Raw genomic sequence first — 18,402 nt, 5'->3', positions numbered from 1 at the left:
CCCCCTTCGCTGGCCCGGTGCCTTCGATTCGTACCGGGGCCGCCCGGGGTTTTGCGGAGTGTGGCGGTTCCGGGCCGGCAGTAAAGGGCGCCCTTCGGGCGTCGGCTCCGCCGATTCCGCTCCGCTCCACCCTTGACTCCCGCCCCTCCACCGCGACGTGACCTCCGACCCGGACGGCCAGGGGTGAGGCGGCGGACCTCTCCGCTCGGGCCATCAGCTCTCGCTGCCGGGTGCGGACCGGCCCATCGTGCGCCGACGCCCCGGTGCGAACTCGGCCCACGGCGGGTCTGGTCGGGTCCTCCGCTTGCGCGGCCGGGTGCGGTCCGGCCCATCGTGCGCGGGGGCCAGGGTTGCTGCTGGGCCGCCCACGCGGCGTCGCTGCCTGGGTCACAGGCTCGCGCTGCCGGGTGCGCCCCGGCTCATGGTGGGCCGATGCCACGGTGCGTGCTCGGCCAACCCGGCGGTCTCGCCGCTCGGGCCATCACCTCTCGCGGCCGGGTGCGGACCGGCCCATCGTGGGCAGGTGTCAGGGTCTGGGCTGGGCCAGCCGGCCGGGCACGCTGCTCGGGCCGTCACCTCTCGACGCCGGGTGTGACCCGGCCCATCGTGGGCGGACGTCAGGCTCCGGGCGCGGCCACCCACGCAGCCTCACCACTCGGGTCATCGGCTTTCGCGGCCGGGTGCGGTCCGGGGCGTCGTGCCTGGCTGTTTCGGTCGAGGGGGGGCGGGGGCGCGAGCCGGGTTCTCGTGGTCGGGCACCTACTTCGGGAAAGTTGCGAATCGAGACGCCGCGCGCCCCCTCACCACATCGAATGCGCCCCCCGGGGACCTAAGCATGCCGGGAGAGCCCGCCCTCTGATGTCAGGCCCGTCCCCACCCCATCCCTCCCCGTCATCCCTCCCCCTCTGGCACCTACTTTGGGAAAGTTGCGAAGCGGATCTCCGCGCGCCCCCCTGCCACTCCTCGCGCGCCGCCCGGCGGGTGCCCGATCGCAGGATCCTGTGCCTTCACCAGCCCCGGTAGCCCCACTGAACCCATCTGCCCCATTCCCTTTGGCGGATGGGGCGGTTCCGGGGGAGCTTGGGGCGTGACAGGGGGGCGCGCGGCATATTCATTCGCAACTTTCCCAAAGTAGGTGCCAGACCCCCCAGAGGTGGCAGCCCCCTGTCCCCGGGCAGCGCATTGCGGGTGACCTCAGCCGACGATGGACCGGACCGCACCCGGCCGCGAGAGCTGATGACCCAACCAGACAGCCCGTGGGCCGAGCTCGCACCGTGGCGTCGGCGCACGATGGGCCGGGCCGCACCCGGCAGTGAAGGTGATGACCCGAGCGGCGAGGCCGCCGGGCTGGCCGGGCGCGCACCGAGGCGCCCGGCCACGATGGACCGGGCCGCACCCGGCAGCGAAAGGTGATGACCCATCCTCCGGCACCCGTCGGCCCCACCCCTGGCCGTCCGGGTCAGAAGTCAACGTGCGGTGGAGGGGCGGGAGTCAAGGGTGGAGCGGAGCGGAATCGGCGAAGCCGACGCGTAGCGCAGCGGAGCGCCCTTTACTGCCGGCCCGGAACCGCCACACTCCGCAAAACCCCGGGCGGCCCCGCCCACCCCCAACGTCACCGCCCCACCGAAGTCCCCCCTCCCCAACCCGCCCCACACAGCCCCGACTCGACGACCCGGTCCACGCGGGCCCTGTCCGCCTCGTCGTCCAGTTGCCTCGTCACCGCCACATTCGCCGCCCGCCCATCCTCCGTGGCCCCGCCCCGCGTCTCGTAACCCGGAAAGCTGCCCCCATGACCCCAGTACAGGCCCCCGCACGGCAACGGCTTGCTCACGAGCCCCAGGCCGTAGCGCGCGCCGGGGCCGAAGGTCTCCTCCGCGGGGACCGTCCTCCGCATCTGGGCGAGCTGCGCCCGCGGCAGGAGGTCTCCGTCCAGGAGCGCGGTGAAGAACCGGTTCAGGTCCGAGTCGGTGGAGATGAGTTGACCCGCCGCCCAGCCCCACGAGGGATCCGTCTCCGTGACGTCGAGCAGCGGCGCGTCCGCCGACGCCCGGTAGTACCCCTTCGGGTGAGGGCCCCGGATCGTCGCGTCGCGGGGAGCGGGGAAGTACGTGTGGCGCAGGCCGGCCGGCCCGATTACGCGCCGCTCCATCTCCTCGGCGAGGGAGTGCCGCGTGACCTTCTCGACGATCAGGCCGGCCAGCACGTAATTCGTGTTGCTGTACTTCCACGTCTTGCCCGGCTCGGACTCGGACTCGTGCCGCAGCGCGATGTCGACGAGTTCGCGCGGCGCGAAGTACCGGACCTCCTCGCCCAGGTACGCGCTGTAGTTGGGGAGCCCACTGGTCTGCTGCAGGAGATGGCGCACGGTGATGACGCGCCCGTCGTTGCCGTGGCCGCGGACCAGGCCCGGCAGGTACGTGTCCACGGGGTCGTCGAGGCGGACCCGCCCCTCGGCGACCAGCTGCAGGACGACCACCGCGGTGAACGCCTTGGTGTTGCTGCCGACCCGCACCCGCCCGTCCCGCGGCACCCCCGCCCCGCTCACCACGTCACCGACCCCGGCCGTGTAGTCACGGGTACGCCCGTCCCGCCCCACGACCCCGGCAAGCGCCCCGGGCGAACCCCCCGCCCCCACCAGCGCGCTCAGCCCCCGCTGCACGGGGTCGGGCCGCCCGCCGCCGGCCGCCGCGGGCGGTGCGAGGGCGCCCGACGCCAGGATGCCGGCGGCCAGCACCGCCGCGGCCGGGACGGGCCCGCGCCAACCACCCCACCAATGAGGCGAACGGGACTTCCGCGATGTCTGGTCACGCACGGGTCAACTCCAGGGGAGGACGACGGGGGAATCACGGCGATCCGACGGCACGTTCGTTCCGTACCGCCTCTGCCGGTTCCAGCCTGTCCCCGGGCGCCCTCCCGAACGATCCGGCCACCCACCCGGCCGCGGGTGGGGCTACCCCCCGACGCCTACTGCGGCGCGCCCCGCCTCCCCCGTCCGGCGGAGCCGGATCGGCCTGGGTGCCGATGTACCGCCGGCCACATCGGCGACAGCATCGGACCATGCTGAAAATCACCGCACTGCCCGGCGTCCCACGCTGGGCCGCCCTCGCCGCGCACGCCGTGCCCCTCGCCACCCTCCCCTCGGGAGTGTGGCGGCTGGCCCTGGTCGCCGGGCTCCCCGTCGCCGCGGAACCGCAGCGGGGCGCCGGTGAGGCCGCGTACATCGTGATGCTCAGCATCGTCTCCGAGGGGCTGGCCCTCCTGACCCTCGGGCTGGTGCGGGGCTGGGGCGAGACCGTGCCGAAGTGGCTGCCCGTCCTCGGAGGGCGGCCCGTGCGCCCGCTCGCCGCCGTCGTCCCCGCGCTGCTCGGCGCGGCCGCGCTGTTCGGCATCCTGGCGTGGGCCTTCTACGCTCAGCTCACCGGCCTCGGAGCGGACGGCGGGGGAGGAGACGCCGGAGAGGGAGGGGTCACCGGCAACGCGGCGCAGACCGTCCTGCTCATCGCGTGCTACACCCCGCTGATCACCTGGCCGCCCCTGCTGACGGCGGTCGCCCTGGCCTACTACCGGCGCCGCACGGCCTGCGCATCCCCCGTGAGGGCGTAATTCCTTACCCACTCCGACCGACGGTCATGCGCCACGTCGCCAGAAAATCTTCCCCTAACGGGCTGAACTTTTGTTGATCGTGGGTCAGTTGGCCGGTTCGTCGCCTTACCCTTCAAAGGGTGAACCAACTGATGTCCCGTGCGTCCGAAGAGGTGTCCGACGACGTGTCCGAATCGGAGTCCGTACCGGCGGACACGCTCCCCGGCGCGCTGCCCGAAGCGCTCCGCGCCGAACTGGTCGCCTTCCGCCGCGACTTGCACATGCACCCCGAGCTCGGCAACCAGGAGTTCCGTACCACCGCGGCCATCAAGGCCCGGCTGGAGGAGGCGGGCCTCGCGCCCCATGTGCTCGCCGGGGGCACCGGGCTCATCTGTGACATCGGCATCGGCACCTGGGACGGCGTGCGGCCCATGCTCGCCCTGCGCGCCGACATCGACGCGCTGCCCATCCCGGACACCAAGCTCGGCGTGCCCTACCGCTCCACCGTGCCCGACCGCGCGCACGCCTGCGGGCACGACGTGCACACCACGGTCGTCCTGGGCGCCGGCCTCGTCCTCGCGGAGCTGGCCGAGCGCGGGGAGCTGCCCTGCCCCGTGCGGCTGGTGTTCCAGCCCGCCGAGGAGGTGCTGCCCGGCGGCGCCACCGACGCCATCGCGTCCGGCGCCCTCGACGGCGTCGGCAAGATCCTCGCCGTGCACTGCGACCCGCGCGTCGACGCGGGCCGCATCGGCGTCCGGCACGGCGCCATCACCTCCGCCTGCGACCGCCTGGAGGTCACCCTCGGCGGGCCCGGCGGCCACACCGCCCGGCCGCACCTCACCACCGACCTCGTCACCGCCGCCGCCAAGGTCGCCACCGAGGTCCCCGCCCTGGTCGGCCGCCGCGCCGACGCCCGCTCCGGCCTCTCGGTGACCTGGGGCCGCATCGAGTCGGGCCACGCGCCGAACGTGATCCCGCAGCGCGCCGAGCTCTCCGGGACGGTGCGCTGCCTGGACCTCAGGGCCTGGCGGGACGCGCCCGACCTGGTGCACGGCGCCGTCCAGGAGATCGCCGACCTCTACCGCGCCAAGTGCGAGATCAACTACATCCGCGGGGTGCCGCCGGTCGTCAACGACCCGCTCGTCGCCGAGCTGCTGCGCGACTCCATGTCGGCGCGGCGCGGCCCGCAGTCCGTCGAGGACACCGAGCAGAGCCTCGGCGGCGAGGACTTCTCCTGGTACCTGGAGCGGGTCCCCGGCGCCATGGCCCGGCTCGGCGTGCGCAGGCCGGGCGAGCGCACCGTCCGCGACCTCCACCAGGGCGACTTCGACGTGGACGAGTCGGCGATCACCGCGGGCGTCGAACTCTTCACCGCCGCCGCCCTGTTGGACGCGGGGCTCTGACGCAGGGAGATACCGGAGGGCCGGGTGCGTACGACCGTTCACGCGGACGCACCCGGCCCTCCGACGCTCTCCACGGCCTTCCCAAGCCCTCCGCACACATCAGCACGAAGAGGTAACAGCACCGCGAAAACCCGTTCCCCTCCCTTTCTACGCGCGTTAATGTGCGCCGAAATCAGCGCCGTACACGGCGCGTTGGCGATCAAGGGGTGCTTCCTGTGCGTCGTCTCTCTTCACAGATCTCTTCCCGGAGCTCTTCCCGGATCTCCCGGAAATCTCGCGCCACTCACATCACCGCCACCCTCGCCGTGCTCGTCCTCGCCGCGGCCGGCTGCGGCAAGACCAGCGACGAGGCCTCGCAGGACGACGGCAACGACAAGGGCTCCGCGGGCTCGTCCGCGTACAAGGGCAAGGGCATCGGCCTCGCGTACGACATCGGCGGCAAGGGCGACCAGTCCTTCAACGACGCCGCCTACGCGGGGTACGCGAAGGCCCGCAAGGAGTTCAAGGTCGGCGGCGTGGACATGGAGCCGGGCGACGGCGAGTCCAGCGCCGACAAGATCCAGCGCCTCGAACAGCTCGCCAAGCAGGGCTACGACCCGGTCGTCGGCGTCGGCTTCGTCTACGCGCCCGCCGTGGAGGCCGCAGCCAAGAAGTTCCCGAAGACCACCTTCGGGATCATCGACGACAACACCGTGAAGGCGGACAACGTCGTCGACCTGGTCTTCCACGAGGAGCAGGGCTCCTATCTCGCGGGGGTCGCCGCCGCGAAGACGAGCAAGGCCAAACACGTGGGATTCGTCGGAGGAGTGGACATTCCGCTCATCCACAAATTCGAGGCCGGATTCGTGCAGGGCGTGAAGTCCGTCGACCCGAAGATCGAAATCGAGAAGCGGTATCTGACGGAAAAGCCCGAGGAGGGCGGATTCTCCAGTCCGGACCGCGGCCAGAACGCCGCGAGCGGGCAGATCGAGGCCGGCGCCGACGTCATCTACCACGCCGCGGGCCTCTCGGGGCAGGGCGTCATCCAGGAGGCCGGCTCGCAGAAGAAGTGGGCCATCGGCGTCGACTCCGACCAGTACCGGCAGAAGGCCCTCGCCAAGTACAAGCAGTACATCCTCGGCTCCGCCTTCAAGGACGTCGGCGGCGCGGTGTACGACCTGACCAAGTCGGTCGTCGAGGGCAAGCCGATGAAGGGCGAGCAGCGCTACGACCTCAAGTCCGGCCGCGTCGGCTTCTCCGACTCCAACCCGAAGTACCGGGCGATGAAGGACGTCGTCGCCGCCGTCGAGAAGGCCAGGAAGGACATCGTCAGCGGGAAGGTCGAGGTCAAGATCGTCCCGTAGCGCGTGATCCGTACACGTTTGGCGCGTGATCCGTACACGTTTTACGTAGTACTCCAAGCGGCGACCGGGCGCCCCCACAAAGGGGGCGCCCACCCGTTGTTCGGGCGCCGGACGCCCGGTGGCCACAGCTCGATAACGGACGGGACAGAAGGGTTCTTATGTCAGGTCTACGCGCGTTACGCTGCGGCGAAATCAGCGCCACGTGAGGTGCTGACGCTTCGGGCGCGATCCCACGCCTGTGCTTGTACGTGCTTGTGCTTGCTTGACTCAAGGAGTTCGTCTCTATGCGCCGGGTGTCTCGAATAGCTGTCGCGGGCGCCGCGACCGCCGCTCTTGCCGTTTCCGTCTCCGCCTGTGGTGGCACGTCCAGCGACGCCGCCGCGAGCAAGGACGACAAGAACAAGGGCGTCGCCATCGCCTACGACGTCGGCGGCGCCGGCGACCAGTCCTTCAACGACGCCGCGACCGTCGGCATGAAGAAGGCCGCCAAGGAGTTCAAGACCGGCGAGAAGGCCGTCGAGCCGGTCGACGGCGAGTCGGACGCCGACAAGGCGCAGCGCCTGACGCAGCTCGCGAAGCAGGGCTACAACCCGGTCGTCGGTATCGGCTACGCGTACGCGCCCGCCATCAAGGAGGTCGCGGCGAAGTACCCGAAGACCACCTTCGGCATCGTCGACGACGAGACGGTCAAGGCCGACAACGTCTCCGACCTGGTCTTCAGCGAGCAGGAGGCGTCCTACCTCGCGGGCGTCGCGGCCGCCAAGGCCACCAAGTCCAAGACCGTCGGCTTCGTCGGCGGCGTCGACGTCCCGCTGATCCACAAGTTCGAGGCGGGCTTCGCGCAGGGCATCAAGGACACCGACCCCAAGGTCAAGCTGGTCAAGCAGTACCTGACCGAGAAGGCCGAGGACGGCGGGTTCTCCAGCCCCGACAAGGGCAAGACCGCCGCGCAGGGCCAGATCGAGAAGGGCGCCGACGTGGTCTACCACGCCGCGGGCCTCTCCGGTCAGGGCGTCATCGAGGCCGCCGCCGCCAAGAAGGTCTGGGCGATCGGCGTCGACTCCGACCAGTACAAGCAGGACGCCCTCAAGAAGTACAAGAAGTACATCCTGACCTCGGCGACCAAGGACGTCGCGGGCTCCGTCTACAACCTCGCGAAGGCCGTCGAGGACGGCTCGGCGAAGGGCGGCGTCGTCCGCGCCGACCTCAAGTCCGGCGGTGTCGCGCTCGCGGCCTCCAACCCCGAGTTCCAGCAGATGAAGGATGTCCAGGCCGCGCTGAAGAAGGCCGAAGAGGGCATCAAGAGCGGCAAGATCAAGGTCAAGACCACGCCGTGACGGCGCGGCGGCCGTGCGGGCCGCCCTGCCCGCTGCCGTGACGGCAGCGTGATTCTCGTGCGACGGGGTGTGGGGGACGATGGTTCACCCGCGCCCCGTTCGCGCGGACCCAAGCTCGAACGCCCGCGCCAGCGGGGGCGTTCCGAGACCGGGGAGCCCCGCCCGGGGACCCCCACGAGCAGGGGCACTGCGCGCGTAGGCGGCCCCTTTCCCTCCGGCCCTTTTCAGGCCTTCCGGCCCCCGAGGAGAGTGCGCCATCGACGCGTCCACCAACCCTCCGCCCATCACCAAGGCGTCAACCGCCCCCGATGGCACCGCCGTTGAGCTCAACGGCATCACCAAACGCTTCCCGGGCGTCGTGGCCAACCACGACATCCACCTGACCGTCCGCAGGGGCAGCGTGCACGCCCTCGTCGGCGAGAACGGCGCGGGCAAGTCGACCCTGATGAAGATCCTCTACGGCATGCAGAAGCCGGACGAGGGCACCATCAGCGTCGACGGCGAGCAGGTCGCCTTCGCCAGCCCCGCCGACGCGATCGCGCGCGGCATCGGCATGGTGCACCAGCACTTCATGCTCGCCGACCAGCTGACCGTCCTGGAGAACATCGTCCTCGGCAGCGAGAAGCTGCACGGCATCGGCGGCGCGGCCCGCCGCAAGATCGCCGAGATATCCGAGCGGTACGGGCTCGGGGTGCGCCCCGACGCGTACGTGGAGGACCTCGGCGTCGCCGACCGGCAGCGCGTGGAGATCCTCAAGGTCCTCTACCGCGGCGCCACCACGCTGATCCTCGACGAGCCGACGGCCGTGCTCGTGCCGCAGGAGGTCGACGCGCTCTTCGACAACCTGCGCGAGCTGAAGTCCGAGGGCCTCGCGGTCATCTTCATCTCCCACAAGCTGGGCGAAGTCCTCTCCGTGGCCGACGACATCACCGTCATCCGGCGCGGCACGACGGTCGGCACGGCGATCCCGTCCGAGACGACGCCGCGCCAGCTCGCCGAGCTGATGGTGGGCAGCGAACTGCCCACCCCCGAGACGGCGGAGTCGACGGTCACCGACCGGCCGATGGTCCAGGTGGAGCGCCTCAAGCTGCTCGCCGACGGTGATTCGGGCCGCGCGCTGCTCGACGACATCTCCTTCACGATCCACGAGGGGGAGGTCCTCGGCATCGCGGGCGTCGAGGGCAACGGGCAGACCGAGCTGATCGACGCGCTCATCGGCCTCAAGCACGCCGACTCCGGCGTGATCCGCATGGCGGGCGACGACATCACCGCCGTCCCCACCCGCAAGCGCCGCGAGACCGGCATCGGGTACATCCCCGAGGACCGCCACCGCCACGGACTCCTCCTGGAGTCCCCGCTGTGGGAGAACCGCATCCTCGGCCACGTCACCGAGAAGCCCAACGCCCGCGGCTTCTGGCTGGACCCGAAGGCCGCGCAGGCCGACACCCGCCGCATCGTCGCGGAGTACGACGTCCGTACGCCCGGCATCGACGTGACCGCCGCCTCCCTGTCCGGCGGCAACCAGCAGAAGCTGATCGTCGGCCGCGAGATGAGCCACAAGCCGCGCTTCCTGATCGCCGCCCACCCCACCCGCGGCGTGGACGTCGGCGCGCAGGCGCAGATCTGGGACCAGATCCGCGAAGCCCGCCGCGAGGGCCTCGCGGTCCTCCTCATCTCCGCCGACCTGGACGAGCTGATCGGCCTCTCCGACACCCTGCGGGTGATCTACCGCGGGCAGCTCGTCGCCGACGCCGACCCGGCCACCATCACGCCGGAGGAGCTGGGGTCGGCGATGACGGGCGCCGCCTCCGGACACCTGGAACACACCGAGTCCGGTGACGGCTCCGAGGAGGACGAGACCCGATGAAGAAGTTCGACAAGGAGCGGGTGCTCCTCGCGGTGGCCGGACCGGTCATCGCGCTCGTCGTGGCCGTGGCACTGACCTCGGTCGTGCTGCTCGCCTCGGGCAAGAACCCGATCGAGCCGTACACCCTGATGCTGGAGCAGATCTCCTACTCCGACGTGCAGGTCCTGACGATCAACCAGGCCGGCATGTACTACCTGGCGGCGCTCGCGGTGGCCATCGGCTTCCGCATGAACCTGTTCAACATCGGCGTGGACGGCCAGTACCGCCTCGCCGCGATGATCACCGCGGTCGTCGGTACGCACGTCGCGCTCCCCGCGCCGCTGCAGATCCCGCTGCTGATCGCCGTCGCCATGCTCACCGGCGCCTTCTGGGCCGGCATCGCGGGCATCCTGAAGACCACCCGCGGAGTGAGCGAGGTGGTCGCCACGATCATGCTCAACTCCATCGCGACGAGCGTCATCGGCTACCTCACCCTCACCGACAACTTCGGCGTCCCGGTCGGCAACAACCAGACCACCGGCGTGATGGAGGAGTCCGGCTGGTTCCCCGGCATCGGCATGGGCGCGTCCGGCGAGATCTACGGCTTCGTGTTCGTCGCCGTCCTCGCGGGCGTCCTGTACTGGCTGGTCCTCAACCGCACCCGGTTCGGCTTCGACCTGCGCGCCACCGGCGCCTCCCAGTCGGCCGCCGCGGCCTCCGGCGTGAACGCCAAGCGGATGGTGCTCACCGCCATGCTGCTGTCCGGCGCCATCGCGGGCCTGTCCGGCCTGCCGATCCTGCTCGGCGACACCCACACCTACAGCCTGAGCTTCCCGGCGGGGCTCGGCTTCACCGCCATCGGCATCGCGCTGCTCGGCCGCAACAACCCGGTGGGCATCGCGCTCGCCGCGCTGCTGTGGGCGTTCCTGGACAAGGCCTCGCCCGCCCTCGACTACGCGACCCCGGTCTCGTACGACAAGGAGATCGCGGTGATCATGCAGGGCCTCATCGTGATCGCGGTCGTCGTCTCCTCCGAGTCCGTCCGCCGCTGGGGCCTGCGCCGCCAGCAGCGCCGCGTCGGTGAGGAACTGGCCGCCGCCGCCCGCGCGAACGGCAAGAACGGCAACAACGACTCCGTGAAGGAGGTGGCTGCCCGATGAGTACGGCATCCGTGGCCAAGCCCCCGGCCAAGCAGCCCGCCCCGGCCGGCCGCAGCCGCATCTCGCTCCCCGTCCTCCTGCTGATCATCGCCGGCGTCCTGGTGCTGACCTCCGTGGTCCGCATCATCACCGGCGCCGACGGCATCACGTCCACCGGGCAGATGTCGACGGCCCTCAAGCTCGCCGTGCCGATCGGCCTCGCCGGACTCGGCGGCCTGTGGGCCGAGCGCGCGGGCGTCGTCAACATCGGCCTGGAGGGCATGCTGATCCTCGGCACCTGGTTCGGTGCCTGGGCCGGCTTCCAGTGGGGCCCGTGGGTCGGTGTCCTCTTCGGCGTCCTCGGCGGTGCGCTCGGCGGTCTGCTGCACGCGATCGTGACGGTCACCTTCAACGTCAACCACATCGTCTCCGGTGTGGCCCTGAACATCCTCGCCCTCGGCGTCACGCGCTACCTCGCCACCTTCGCCTTCGAGGGCGAGGAGGGCGGTACGTCGAAGCAGTCGCCGCCCGTCGAATCGCTCGGGGACTTCTCCGTGCCGGGGCTCTCCGACTGGCTGATGGACCTCAACGGCAAGCACTGGTTCCTGGTCTCCGACCTCGCCGGTCTGCTCGGCGGGCTCTTCACCAACCTGTCGCCGCTGACCGTGGTCGCCGTCGCGATGGTGCCGCTGAGCTGGTGGGTGCTGTGGCGCACCGCGTTCGGTCTGCGGCTGCGCTCCTGCGGCGAGAACCCGGTCGCCGCGGAGTCGCTCGGCGTCAACGTCTACAAGTACAAGTACCTGGCCGTCGTCATCTCCGGCGGCCTCGCGGGCCTCGGCGGCGCGTTCCTCTCCCTGGTCGCCTCCAACATCTACCTGGAGGGCCAGACCGGCGGCCGCGGCTACATCGGCCTCGCCGCGATGATCTTCGGCAACTGGATGCCGGGCGGACTCGCGCTCGGTGCGGGCCTGTTCGGTTACACCGACAGCCTGAAACTCCGGGGTGGCGGCACCAACGTCCACGCGCTCCTGCTGCTGCTCGCGATCCTGCTGGTCATCGGCGCGGTCTACCTCGCCTGGCGCAAGCGGTACGTGCCCGCGGCGATCACCGCGGCCATCTCCGCGCTGATGTTCCTGTGGTACGGCTTGACCGACGAGGTGCCCAACCAGGTCGTCACCGCCACGCCGTACGTGGTGACCCTGCTGGTCCTCTCGCTCTCCGCCCAGCGGCTCCGGATGCCGAAGGCGGACGGAATGCCCTACCGAAGGGGACAAGGCAAGTGACGGTTCCGCCCTCCGAAGCCGAAGCCGAAGCCGAAGCCGACGCCGTCACCGACGCCGACTGGGACGCCCTGCGGGAGGCGGCGCGCGAGGCCATGTCCCGCGCGTACGCGCCCTACTCGGGTTTCCCGGTCGGTGCCGCGGCCCTGGTCGACGACGGCAGGACGGTCTCCGGCTGCAACGTGGAGAACGCCTCCTACGGCCTCGGCCTGTGCGCCGAGTGCGGCCTGGTCTCGCAGCTCCAGCTGACCGGGGGCGGCCGGCTCACGCACTTCACCTGCGTGGACGGCAAGGGCGACATCCTGATGCCGTGCGGCCGCTGCCGCCAGCTGCTGTACGAGTTCGGCGGCGCGGACCTGCTCCTGGAGACCTCGTCGGGCGTACGGCCGCTGGGTGACCTGCTGCCGGACGCGTTCGGACCCGAGCACCTCAACTGAGGCCAGGCCCCGCCCCCTTGGAGATCGTGGGCGCGGGGCCGTCTTCAGCTCCCGGCTCTATGCGCGTAGAGTCGCGGCATATCTACGTACGTACACCGTTGTACTGCTGGAAGGACCGCCATGGACGTCATCTCTGTCATCCGGACCAAGCGCGACCGGGGCGAGCTCAGCGACGAACAGATCGACTGGGTCATCGACGCGTACACCCGCGGCGCGGTCGCCGACGAGCAGATGTCGTCCCTGGCCATGGCGATCCTCCTGAACGGCATGAACCGCAAGGAGATCGCCCGCTGGACGGCGGCGATGATCGCGTCCGGCGAGCGCATGGACTTCTCCTCGCTCTCCCGCCCCACCGCCGACAAGCACTCCACGGGCGGCGTCGGCGACAAGATCACGCTGCCGCTCGCCCCGCTGGTCGCCGCGTGCGGCGCGGCCGTCCCGCAGCTGTCGGGCCGCGGGCTCGGCCACACCGGCGGCACCCTGGACAAGCTGGAGGCCATCCCCGGCTGGCGCGCGCTGCTCTCCAACGAGGAGATGCTGAACGTCCTCGAAGGCGTCGGCTCGGTCATCTGCGCGGCGGGCGACGGCCTGGCCCCCGCCGACAAGAAGCTCTACGCGCTGCGCGACGTGACCGGCACGGTGGAGGCGATCCCGCTGATCGCCTCCTCGATCATGTCGAAGAAGATCGCCGAGGGCACGGGCTCGCTCGTCCTCGACGTGAAGCTCGGCACCGGCGCCTTCATGAAGAACCTCGACGACGCCCGCGAACTGGCCTCCACGATGGTCGAGTTGGGCACCGACAGCGGGGTGCGCACGGTGGCCCTGCTCACGGACATGTCGACCCCGCTGGGCCTGACGGCCGGCAACGCGCTGGAGGTCCGCGAGTCGGTGGAGGTCCTGGCGGGCGGCGGCCCGGCCGACGTCGTCGAGCTGACCCTCGCCCTGGCCCGCGAGATGCTGGACGCGGCGGGCCTGCCGGACGCCGACCCCGCGAAGGCCCTCGCCGACGGCTCCGCGATGGACGTGTGGCGCCGCATGATCGCGGCGCAGGGCGGCGACCCGGACGCGGCGCTTCCGGTGGCCCGCGAGCAGCACGTGGTCCGGGCCCCGTCGTCCGGTGTCCTGACCCGCCTCGACGCGTACGACATCGGCGTCGCCGCCTGGCGCCTCGGCGCGGGCCGGGCCCGCAAGGAGGACGTGGTCCAGGCGGGCGCGGGCGTCGAACTCCACGCCAAGCCGGGCGACTCCGTCGAGGCGGGCGCGCCGCTGCTGACCCTCCACACGGACACCCCGGACCGCTTCGCGTACGCGCTGGAGTCGGTGGAGGGGTCGTACGACGTCGCTCCCGCCGGCACGGACTTCACGCCGGGGGCGATCGTGCTGGACCGGATCGGCTGAGGGCCGGCGCGGGCGCGCCCGCGGCCCCTCGGCAGGGCTCTGGCCAGGGCTTTCTCGTACGGGTGAACGGGATCGGTGGACCGCCGCCGGTCCCGTTCGGCATGCTGGGATCGGTGACGTACCGAAAGAGGAGACCGCCATGAGCGCACTCACCGCCAGCCGTTGGCCTGGCCAGAGCTGGGAGGACTTGCTCCGGCTCCGGGAGGAGATGGAGTGGCCCGAGGGCAGCAAGGTGGAGATCATCGATGGGGTCATCACCGTGTCACCCAGCCCTGCCAACCAGCACAATGTCATTGCGGAGAAGGTGCAACGTCGCCTGTATTCCGTGCTTCCGGAGGACTGGGGCATCTACCAGACGCTGTCCGTATCGGTACCGCTGAGTCTGGGAATGTTCATTCCGGATCTTGTCGTAGTGCCTGTCGCCGAAGCCGGAGCGCCGGGTACCTCCATTTCCGCGAGCGCCGCCGAACTCGTCGTCGAGGTGACCTCGCCGTCCAATGCCCACCACGATCGCGTCGGTAAGCTCGCGGGCTACGCGGCAGCAGGGGTCCCTCTCTACCTCCTCATCGACCGCTGGGCCCCAGGTGGCCCCAAGGTCACCCTGCACGGCAAGCCTCACGACCGCGTCTACCGCGTCCTGCGCGCCTGCAAGTTCGGCGAGCCCATCACGCTTCCCGAGCCCTTCTCCCTGGAGATCGACACCAGCGCCTTCCCGGTGGACTGACGCGCACATGCCGGGCCCCGGGCGCGATCACCGATGAATTCCGCCCGCCCCGCCGGTCCACCCTGCGTGGCCGAATCAGAAGAGCACCTCATCCGCATCGAGGGCCCCCTGCGTCCGGGCGACATCCCGCGCCTGTGCGAGCAGGTGGCCGCCGCCCGGCACGGGCCCGGTGGGGGAGGGGGCGGCGACATCGTCTGCGACGTCGGACGTGTCACCACCGCCGACCTCACCACCGTCGACGCCATAGCCCGGCTGCACCTCGCCGCCCGCAGGGCCGGGCGGCGGATCCGGCTCAGGAACCCCGCCCCCGCCCTGCAGGCGCTGCTGCGCCTCGTCGGCCTGGTCGAACTCCTCGGGCTAGTCGTCGAGACGGGCGGCCAGGCCGAAGAGCGGGAACCACCGCTGGGTGTCCAGGAAGCAGTGGAAGCCGGCGATGCGGCCCTCTGAGATCTCGATGACCTGGATCGCCCACGGCGTGTAACCGCCGTTGTCGGGGTCGGGCTTGTAGTGCGCGAAACCCGGCGTGCCGTTCACGTCCACCGGGAACAGGCGGCTGTTGGCGCAGCCCGCGCCGATCGTGGTCATGAAGCCCGTGATGTCCGCGGTGCCGCGCAGCCACAGGTCGAACGGCGGCATCGTCATGACGGCGTCCTCGGCGAGCAGCGCCGTAAGGGCCGCCATGTCGTACCCCTCGAAGGCCGCGACATAGCGGTCCAGGAGCTTCTGCTGCTCCTCGTCCAGCGGATCGGAGACGGCCGTGTCGTCCGCGGGCCGCTCGGCGAGGGTGGCGCGGGCCCGCTGCAGCGCGCTGTTCACCGAGGCGACGGAGGTGTCGATCAGTTCGGCGACCTCGTTGGCCTTCCACGCGAGCACCTCGCGCAGGATCAGCACCGCCCGCTGCTTCGGCGGCAGGGACTGCAGCGCGGCGACGAAGGCCAGCCGCACGGACTCCTTGGCGACCGCGGCCTCCGCCGGGTCGCCGGGCGTCGGCAGGACGCGGGCGTCCGGCACCGGCTCCAGCCAGGTGTTGTCGGGGCGCGGATTGAGCGCGGCCTGCGCCAGCGGGGCGGCCGCGGTCAGGTCCATCGGGCGGGCCCGGCGGTTGCCCGCGTTCAGCATGTCCAGGCAGACGTTGGTCGCGATGCGGTACAGCCACGAGCGGACGCTGGAGCGGCCCTCGAACTTCTCGAAGCTCCGCCAGGCCCGCACCATGGTGTCCTGCACGGCGTCCTCGGCCTCGAAGGCCGAGCCCAGCATCCGATAGCAGTACCCCGTCAGCTCGACGCGGTGTTTCTCCAGCGTGACGTCCAGATCGGTCGTCGTCCCTGCGATGTCGCTCATCCCAACCCACCCCTGGCTTCCGAGCGCGCGGCCCCCTGTGAGACCCAACACACCGGAAGCTACCGCAGCCCACTGACAACGGCCCCCGGAGTGGGAAAACCCGCAGGTGAAAAGGGGCCGGACCGGCGGGACAACCGGGCGCCCGGCGCCTCAGCCGCCCGCCTCCGCCGCCCCTCGGCCGGACCCGCCTCAGCCGCCCCTCGGCCGGACCCGCCTCAGCGCGCCGCCACCAGCCCGCGCCGCTCCTGGACCCGCGCCGCATGCGAGCCCCACACCGTGACCGACACGACGCCGAGCACCGCGAGGATCCCGAGGCCCACCGTCCCGGCCCAGCCGCCCGCGTGGAAGGCGACCGCGCCGAGCGTGCCGCCCGCGCTGGAGCCCAGGTAGTACGCGGACTGGTACAGCGCCGACGCCTGCGCACGCCCCTCGGTGGCCGTCCGGCTCACGGACGAGGAGGCGACCGCGTGCCCCGCGAAGAACCCGGCGGTGATCAGCACAAGCCCCAACAGCACCAGGACCAGCGACGATGACAGGGAGAGCAGCAGCCCGCCGGCCGTCGTGCTCACCGCCAGATACAGCGCTCCGCGCCGCCCGAGCCGGGCCACCAGGCGTCCGGCGGCTGCCGAGGAGACCGTACCGACGAGGTAGACGAGGAAGATCGAGCCGATGACGCCCTGCGGGAGCGAGAAGGGCGCTTCGGTGAGGCGGTAGCCGATCACCGTGTAGACCGCGCCGAAGACGGTCATGAAGAGCGCGCCGATCGCGTACAGGCGGCACAGGAGCGGGTTCGACAGATGCGAACGGACCGTACGGGCAAGGGACGTGGGGCTCAGCGTGCCCGCGGTGAAGTGCCGGGGCGCGGGCAGCAGCACGCGGAACGCGACCGCGCACAGCACCGCGACGACACCGACCACGCCGACCGCCGCGCGCCAGCCCCACGCCTGCGCGACCCAGCCGGTGACGATGCGCCCGCTCATCCCGCCGATGGAGTTGCCCGCCACGAACATGCCGATCGCGGCGACCAGCGCCTTGGGCCGCACCTCCTCGGCGAGGAACGCCATCGCGGAGGCGGGCAGACCGGCGAGCGCGGCGCCCTGCACCGCGCGCAGCACGATCAGGACCTCGACGGAGGGCGCGAACGGGACGACGAGTCCCACGACGACGGCGACGGCCAGCGAGGCGGTCATCACCGCGCGCCGCCCGAACCGTTCGCTGAGCGCGCTCAGCGGGAGGACGAAGAGGGCCAAGGCGCCGGTGGCGCCGGACACCGTCCAGCTCGCCGTGCTCGCGCTCACGCCGAAGTCGGCGGAGACGAGCGGGAGGAGGGCCTGCGTGGAGTAGAGGAGGGCGAAGGTGGCGACGCCGGCGAGGAAGAGCGCGAAGCTCATCCGGCGGTAGCCGGGCCCGCCCGGGGTCAGCCGAGTGTCGGTGGCAGGGGACGACGGGGCAGGGGCGACCGCATGGGTGGCGGACGCCCCACTACTGGCAGCAGGCATGCCTCGAACCTACGACCGGACTTTTGATGCGTCCAATGCATGGAAACCCCATAATCGATCCCATGCAGCATCAGTCGAGGTCACAGCCGCGCCCGTCACACGACAGTGACGCGGAGGACATCGTCACGCTGCTCGCCCCTCGTCTCGCGTACTTCGCGGGAGTCGCCCGCACCGAGCACGTCACGCGCGCCGCGCACCAGCTGGGGATGCCCCAGTCGACGCTCTCCCGCGCGCTCGTCCGGCTCGAACGGGACCTGGGCGTCGACCTGTTCGTCCGCCGCGGCCGCACCGTCTCGCTCACCCCGGCGGGCCGCACCTTCCTCGGCTCGGTCGAGCGGGCGCTCGGCGAGGTGGAGCGGGCCGCGGAGTCGGTGCGCGCGGACGCCGACCCGGAGACCGGCAAGGTCGCCTTCGGCTTCCTGCACACCATGGGCTCGGAGACGGTGCCGGGCCTGATCCGCGCCTTCCGCGCCGACCATCCGCGCGTCCGCTTCAGCCTCGTGCAGAACTACGGCGAGGCGATGATCGAACGCCTCCGCGCCGGCGAGCTCGACCTCTGCCTCACCTCACCGGTGCCGGACGCCCCCGACCTCGTCGCCCGCCGCCTCGACGAGCAGCGCCTGCGCCTGGTCGTCCCCGACGACCACCGCCTTGCCGCCCGCAAACGGGTCCGGCTCGGCGAGGCGGCCGACGAGGCGTTCGTGACCCTGGAGCCCGGGTACGGCCTGCGCCGCATCACGGACGACCTCTGCCGTGACGCGGGCTTCCGCCCCCGGATCGCCTTCGAGGGCGAGGAGGCGGAGACCCTGCGCGGCCTGGTCGCGGCGGGCCTGGGCGTAGCCCTCCTGCCGCCCCCGGCCGTGCCACGCCCGGGGGTCGTGGAACTGACGGTGACGGGCCAACGAGCGGTCCGAGAAATCGGCGTGGCCTGGCTGGACGGCCACACGGACACACCACCGGTGGCGGCGTTCAAGGCATTCCTGCTGAGCAGAAAGGGCAACTTGGTGGCGGGCGCGGGCCCACACGGCGAGTGAGGCGTACGGGGCCGGGATCCCGGGATATCGGCCCGTCCG

Annotated in this window: 15 protein-coding genes; 12 read left to right on the top strand and 3 right to left on the bottom strand. The window is 71.4% G+C overall.

The genetic code is table 11. The features are described from left to right. Window positions 1-1,612: 1,612 nt before the first annotated feature. Window positions 1,613-2,812, bottom strand: coding sequence for a serine hydrolase domain-containing protein (locus ACZ6CV_RS07485; RefSeq protein WP_469249995.1), 1,200 nt, complete (start codon window positions 2,810-2,812; stop codon window positions 1,613-1,615). Window positions 2,813-3,057: 245 nt separating this feature from the next. Here ACZ6CV_RS07485 and ACZ6CV_RS07480 point away from each other — a divergent pair, with 245 nt between their 5' ends. From ACZ6CV_RS07480 to ACZ6CV_RS07430, 11 genes are all read left to right on the top strand, one after another. Beyond that, complete coding sequence (locus tag ACZ6CV_RS07480; RefSeq protein WP_469249994.1) at window positions 3,058-3,603, top strand: hypothetical protein; 546 nt, start codon at window positions 3,058-3,060, stop codon at window positions 3,601-3,603. Window positions 3,604-3,734: 131 nt separating this feature from the next. Continuing rightward, entirely contained in the window at window positions 3,735-4,985 is a 1,251-nt protein-coding gene (locus tag ACZ6CV_RS07475; protein WP_362365132.1) for a M20 family metallopeptidase, read from the top strand. Window positions 4,986-5,245: 260 nt separating this feature from the next. After that, on the top strand, window positions 5,246-6,328 hold the full coding sequence (locus ACZ6CV_RS07470; RefSeq protein ID WP_469250302.1) for a BMP family lipoprotein: 1,083 nt from the start codon (window positions 5,246-5,248) through the stop codon (window positions 6,326-6,328). 284 nt (window positions 6,329-6,612) lie between these two features. After that, complete coding sequence (locus ACZ6CV_RS07465; RefSeq protein WP_362363819.1) at window positions 6,613-7,665, top strand: BMP family lipoprotein; 1,053 nt, start codon at window positions 6,613-6,615, stop codon at window positions 7,663-7,665. A gap of 256 nt (window positions 7,666-7,921) precedes the next feature. Continuing rightward, entirely contained in the window at window positions 7,922-9,532 is a 1,611-nt protein-coding gene (locus ACZ6CV_RS07460; protein WP_469250301.1) for an ABC transporter ATP-binding protein, read from the top strand. Next, window positions 9,529-10,671, top strand: a complete 1,143-nt coding sequence (locus ACZ6CV_RS07455) for an ABC transporter permease (protein WP_469249993.1) — start codon at window positions 9,529-9,531, stop codon at window positions 10,669-10,671. Before ACZ6CV_RS07460 ends, ACZ6CV_RS07455 begins: the two co-directional genes overlap by 4 nt. Next, window positions 10,668-11,933 carry an ABC transporter permease gene (locus ACZ6CV_RS07450; RefSeq protein WP_469249992.1) on the top strand — a complete coding sequence of 422 codons (1,266 nt, stop codon included), beginning with the start codon at window positions 10,668-10,670 and terminating at the stop codon, window positions 11,931-11,933. Before ACZ6CV_RS07455 ends, ACZ6CV_RS07450 begins: the two co-directional genes overlap by 4 nt. Beyond that, on the top strand, window positions 11,930-12,367 hold the full coding sequence (locus ACZ6CV_RS07445) for a cytidine deaminase (protein WP_469249991.1): 438 nt from the start codon (window positions 11,930-11,932) through the stop codon (window positions 12,365-12,367). The genes ACZ6CV_RS07450 and ACZ6CV_RS07445 overlap by 4 nt, the downstream gene beginning before the upstream one ends. Before the next feature lie 120 nt (window positions 12,368-12,487). Beyond that, window positions 12,488-13,765, top strand: a complete 1,278-nt coding sequence (locus tag ACZ6CV_RS07440) for a thymidine phosphorylase (protein ID WP_469249990.1) — start codon at window positions 12,488-12,490, stop codon at window positions 13,763-13,765. Between the two features lie 139 nt (window positions 13,766-13,904). Beyond that, a complete protein-coding gene (locus ACZ6CV_RS07435) occupies window positions 13,905-14,489 on the top strand; it encodes a Uma2 family endonuclease (protein ID WP_469249989.1) in 585 nt (194 codons plus the stop codon). 66 nt (window positions 14,490-14,555) lie between these two features. Then, window positions 14,556-14,936: an STAS domain-containing protein gene (locus ACZ6CV_RS07430; RefSeq protein WP_469249988.1), complete on the top strand. Its 381-nt coding sequence runs from the start codon at window positions 14,556-14,558 to the stop codon at window positions 14,934-14,936. Here ACZ6CV_RS07430 and ACZ6CV_RS07425 read toward each other — a convergent pair. Beyond that, window positions 14,847-15,830, bottom strand: a complete 984-nt coding sequence (locus ACZ6CV_RS07425) for a sigma-70 family RNA polymerase sigma factor (protein ID WP_362363839.1) — start codon at window positions 15,828-15,830, stop codon at window positions 14,847-14,849. The two genes, ACZ6CV_RS07430 and ACZ6CV_RS07425, sit on opposite strands and share 90 nt — an antisense overlap. A gap of 215 nt (window positions 15,831-16,045) precedes the next feature. Then, entirely contained in the window at window positions 16,046-17,329 is a 1,284-nt protein-coding gene (locus ACZ6CV_RS07420; protein ID WP_469249987.1) for an MFS transporter, read from the bottom strand. A gap of 62 nt (window positions 17,330-17,391) precedes the next feature. Here ACZ6CV_RS07420 and ACZ6CV_RS07415 point away from each other — a divergent pair, with 62 nt between their 5' ends. Then, on the top strand, window positions 17,392-18,363 hold the full coding sequence (locus ACZ6CV_RS07415) for a LysR family transcriptional regulator (protein ID WP_469249986.1): 972 nt from the start codon (window positions 17,392-17,394) through the stop codon (window positions 18,361-18,363). Window positions 18,364-18,402 lie beyond the last annotated feature (39 nt).

This window comes from Streptomyces sp. NPDC041713, assembly GCF_055591085.1.
The sequence above is the reverse complement of the archived record's forward strand: the minus strand, read 5'-3'. Positions and strand labels throughout refer to the sequence as shown.

Excerpts from the sequence above, each read along its gene's own strand:
- ACZ6CV_RS07480 (WP_469249994.1), top strand. The coding sequence starts at position 3,058 with ATGCTGAAAATCACCGCACTGCCCGGCGTCCCACGCTGGGCCGCCCTC.
- ACZ6CV_RS07475 (WP_362365132.1), top strand. The coding sequence starts at position 3,735 with ATGTCCCGTGCGTCCGAAGAGGTGTCCGACGACGTGTCCGAATCGGAG.
- ACZ6CV_RS07465 (WP_362363819.1), top strand. The coding sequence starts at position 6,613 with ATGCGCCGGGTGTCTCGAATAGCTGTCGCGGGCGCCGCGACCGCCGCT.
- ACZ6CV_RS07455 (WP_469249993.1), top strand. The coding sequence starts at position 9,529 with ATGAAGAAGTTCGACAAGGAGCGGGTGCTCCTCGCGGTGGCCGGACCG.
- ACZ6CV_RS07450 (WP_469249992.1), top strand. The coding sequence starts at position 10,668 with ATGAGTACGGCATCCGTGGCCAAGCCCCCGGCCAAGCAGCCCGCCCCG.
- ACZ6CV_RS07440 (WP_469249990.1), top strand. The coding sequence starts at position 12,488 with ATGGACGTCATCTCTGTCATCCGGACCAAGCGCGACCGGGGCGAGCTC.
- ACZ6CV_RS07435 (WP_469249989.1), top strand. The coding sequence starts at position 13,905 with ATGAGCGCACTCACCGCCAGCCGTTGGCCTGGCCAGAGCTGGGAGGAC.
- ACZ6CV_RS07425 (WP_362363839.1), bottom strand. The coding sequence starts at position 15,830 with ATGAGCGACATCGCAGGGACGACGACCGATCTGGACGTCACGCTGGAG.
- ACZ6CV_RS07420 (WP_469249987.1), bottom strand. The coding sequence starts at position 17,329 with ATGCCTGCTGCCAGTAGTGGGGCGTCCGCCACCCATGCGGTCGCCCCT.
- ACZ6CV_RS07415 (WP_469249986.1), top strand. The coding sequence starts at position 17,392 with ATGCAGCATCAGTCGAGGTCACAGCCGCGCCCGTCACACGACAGTGAC.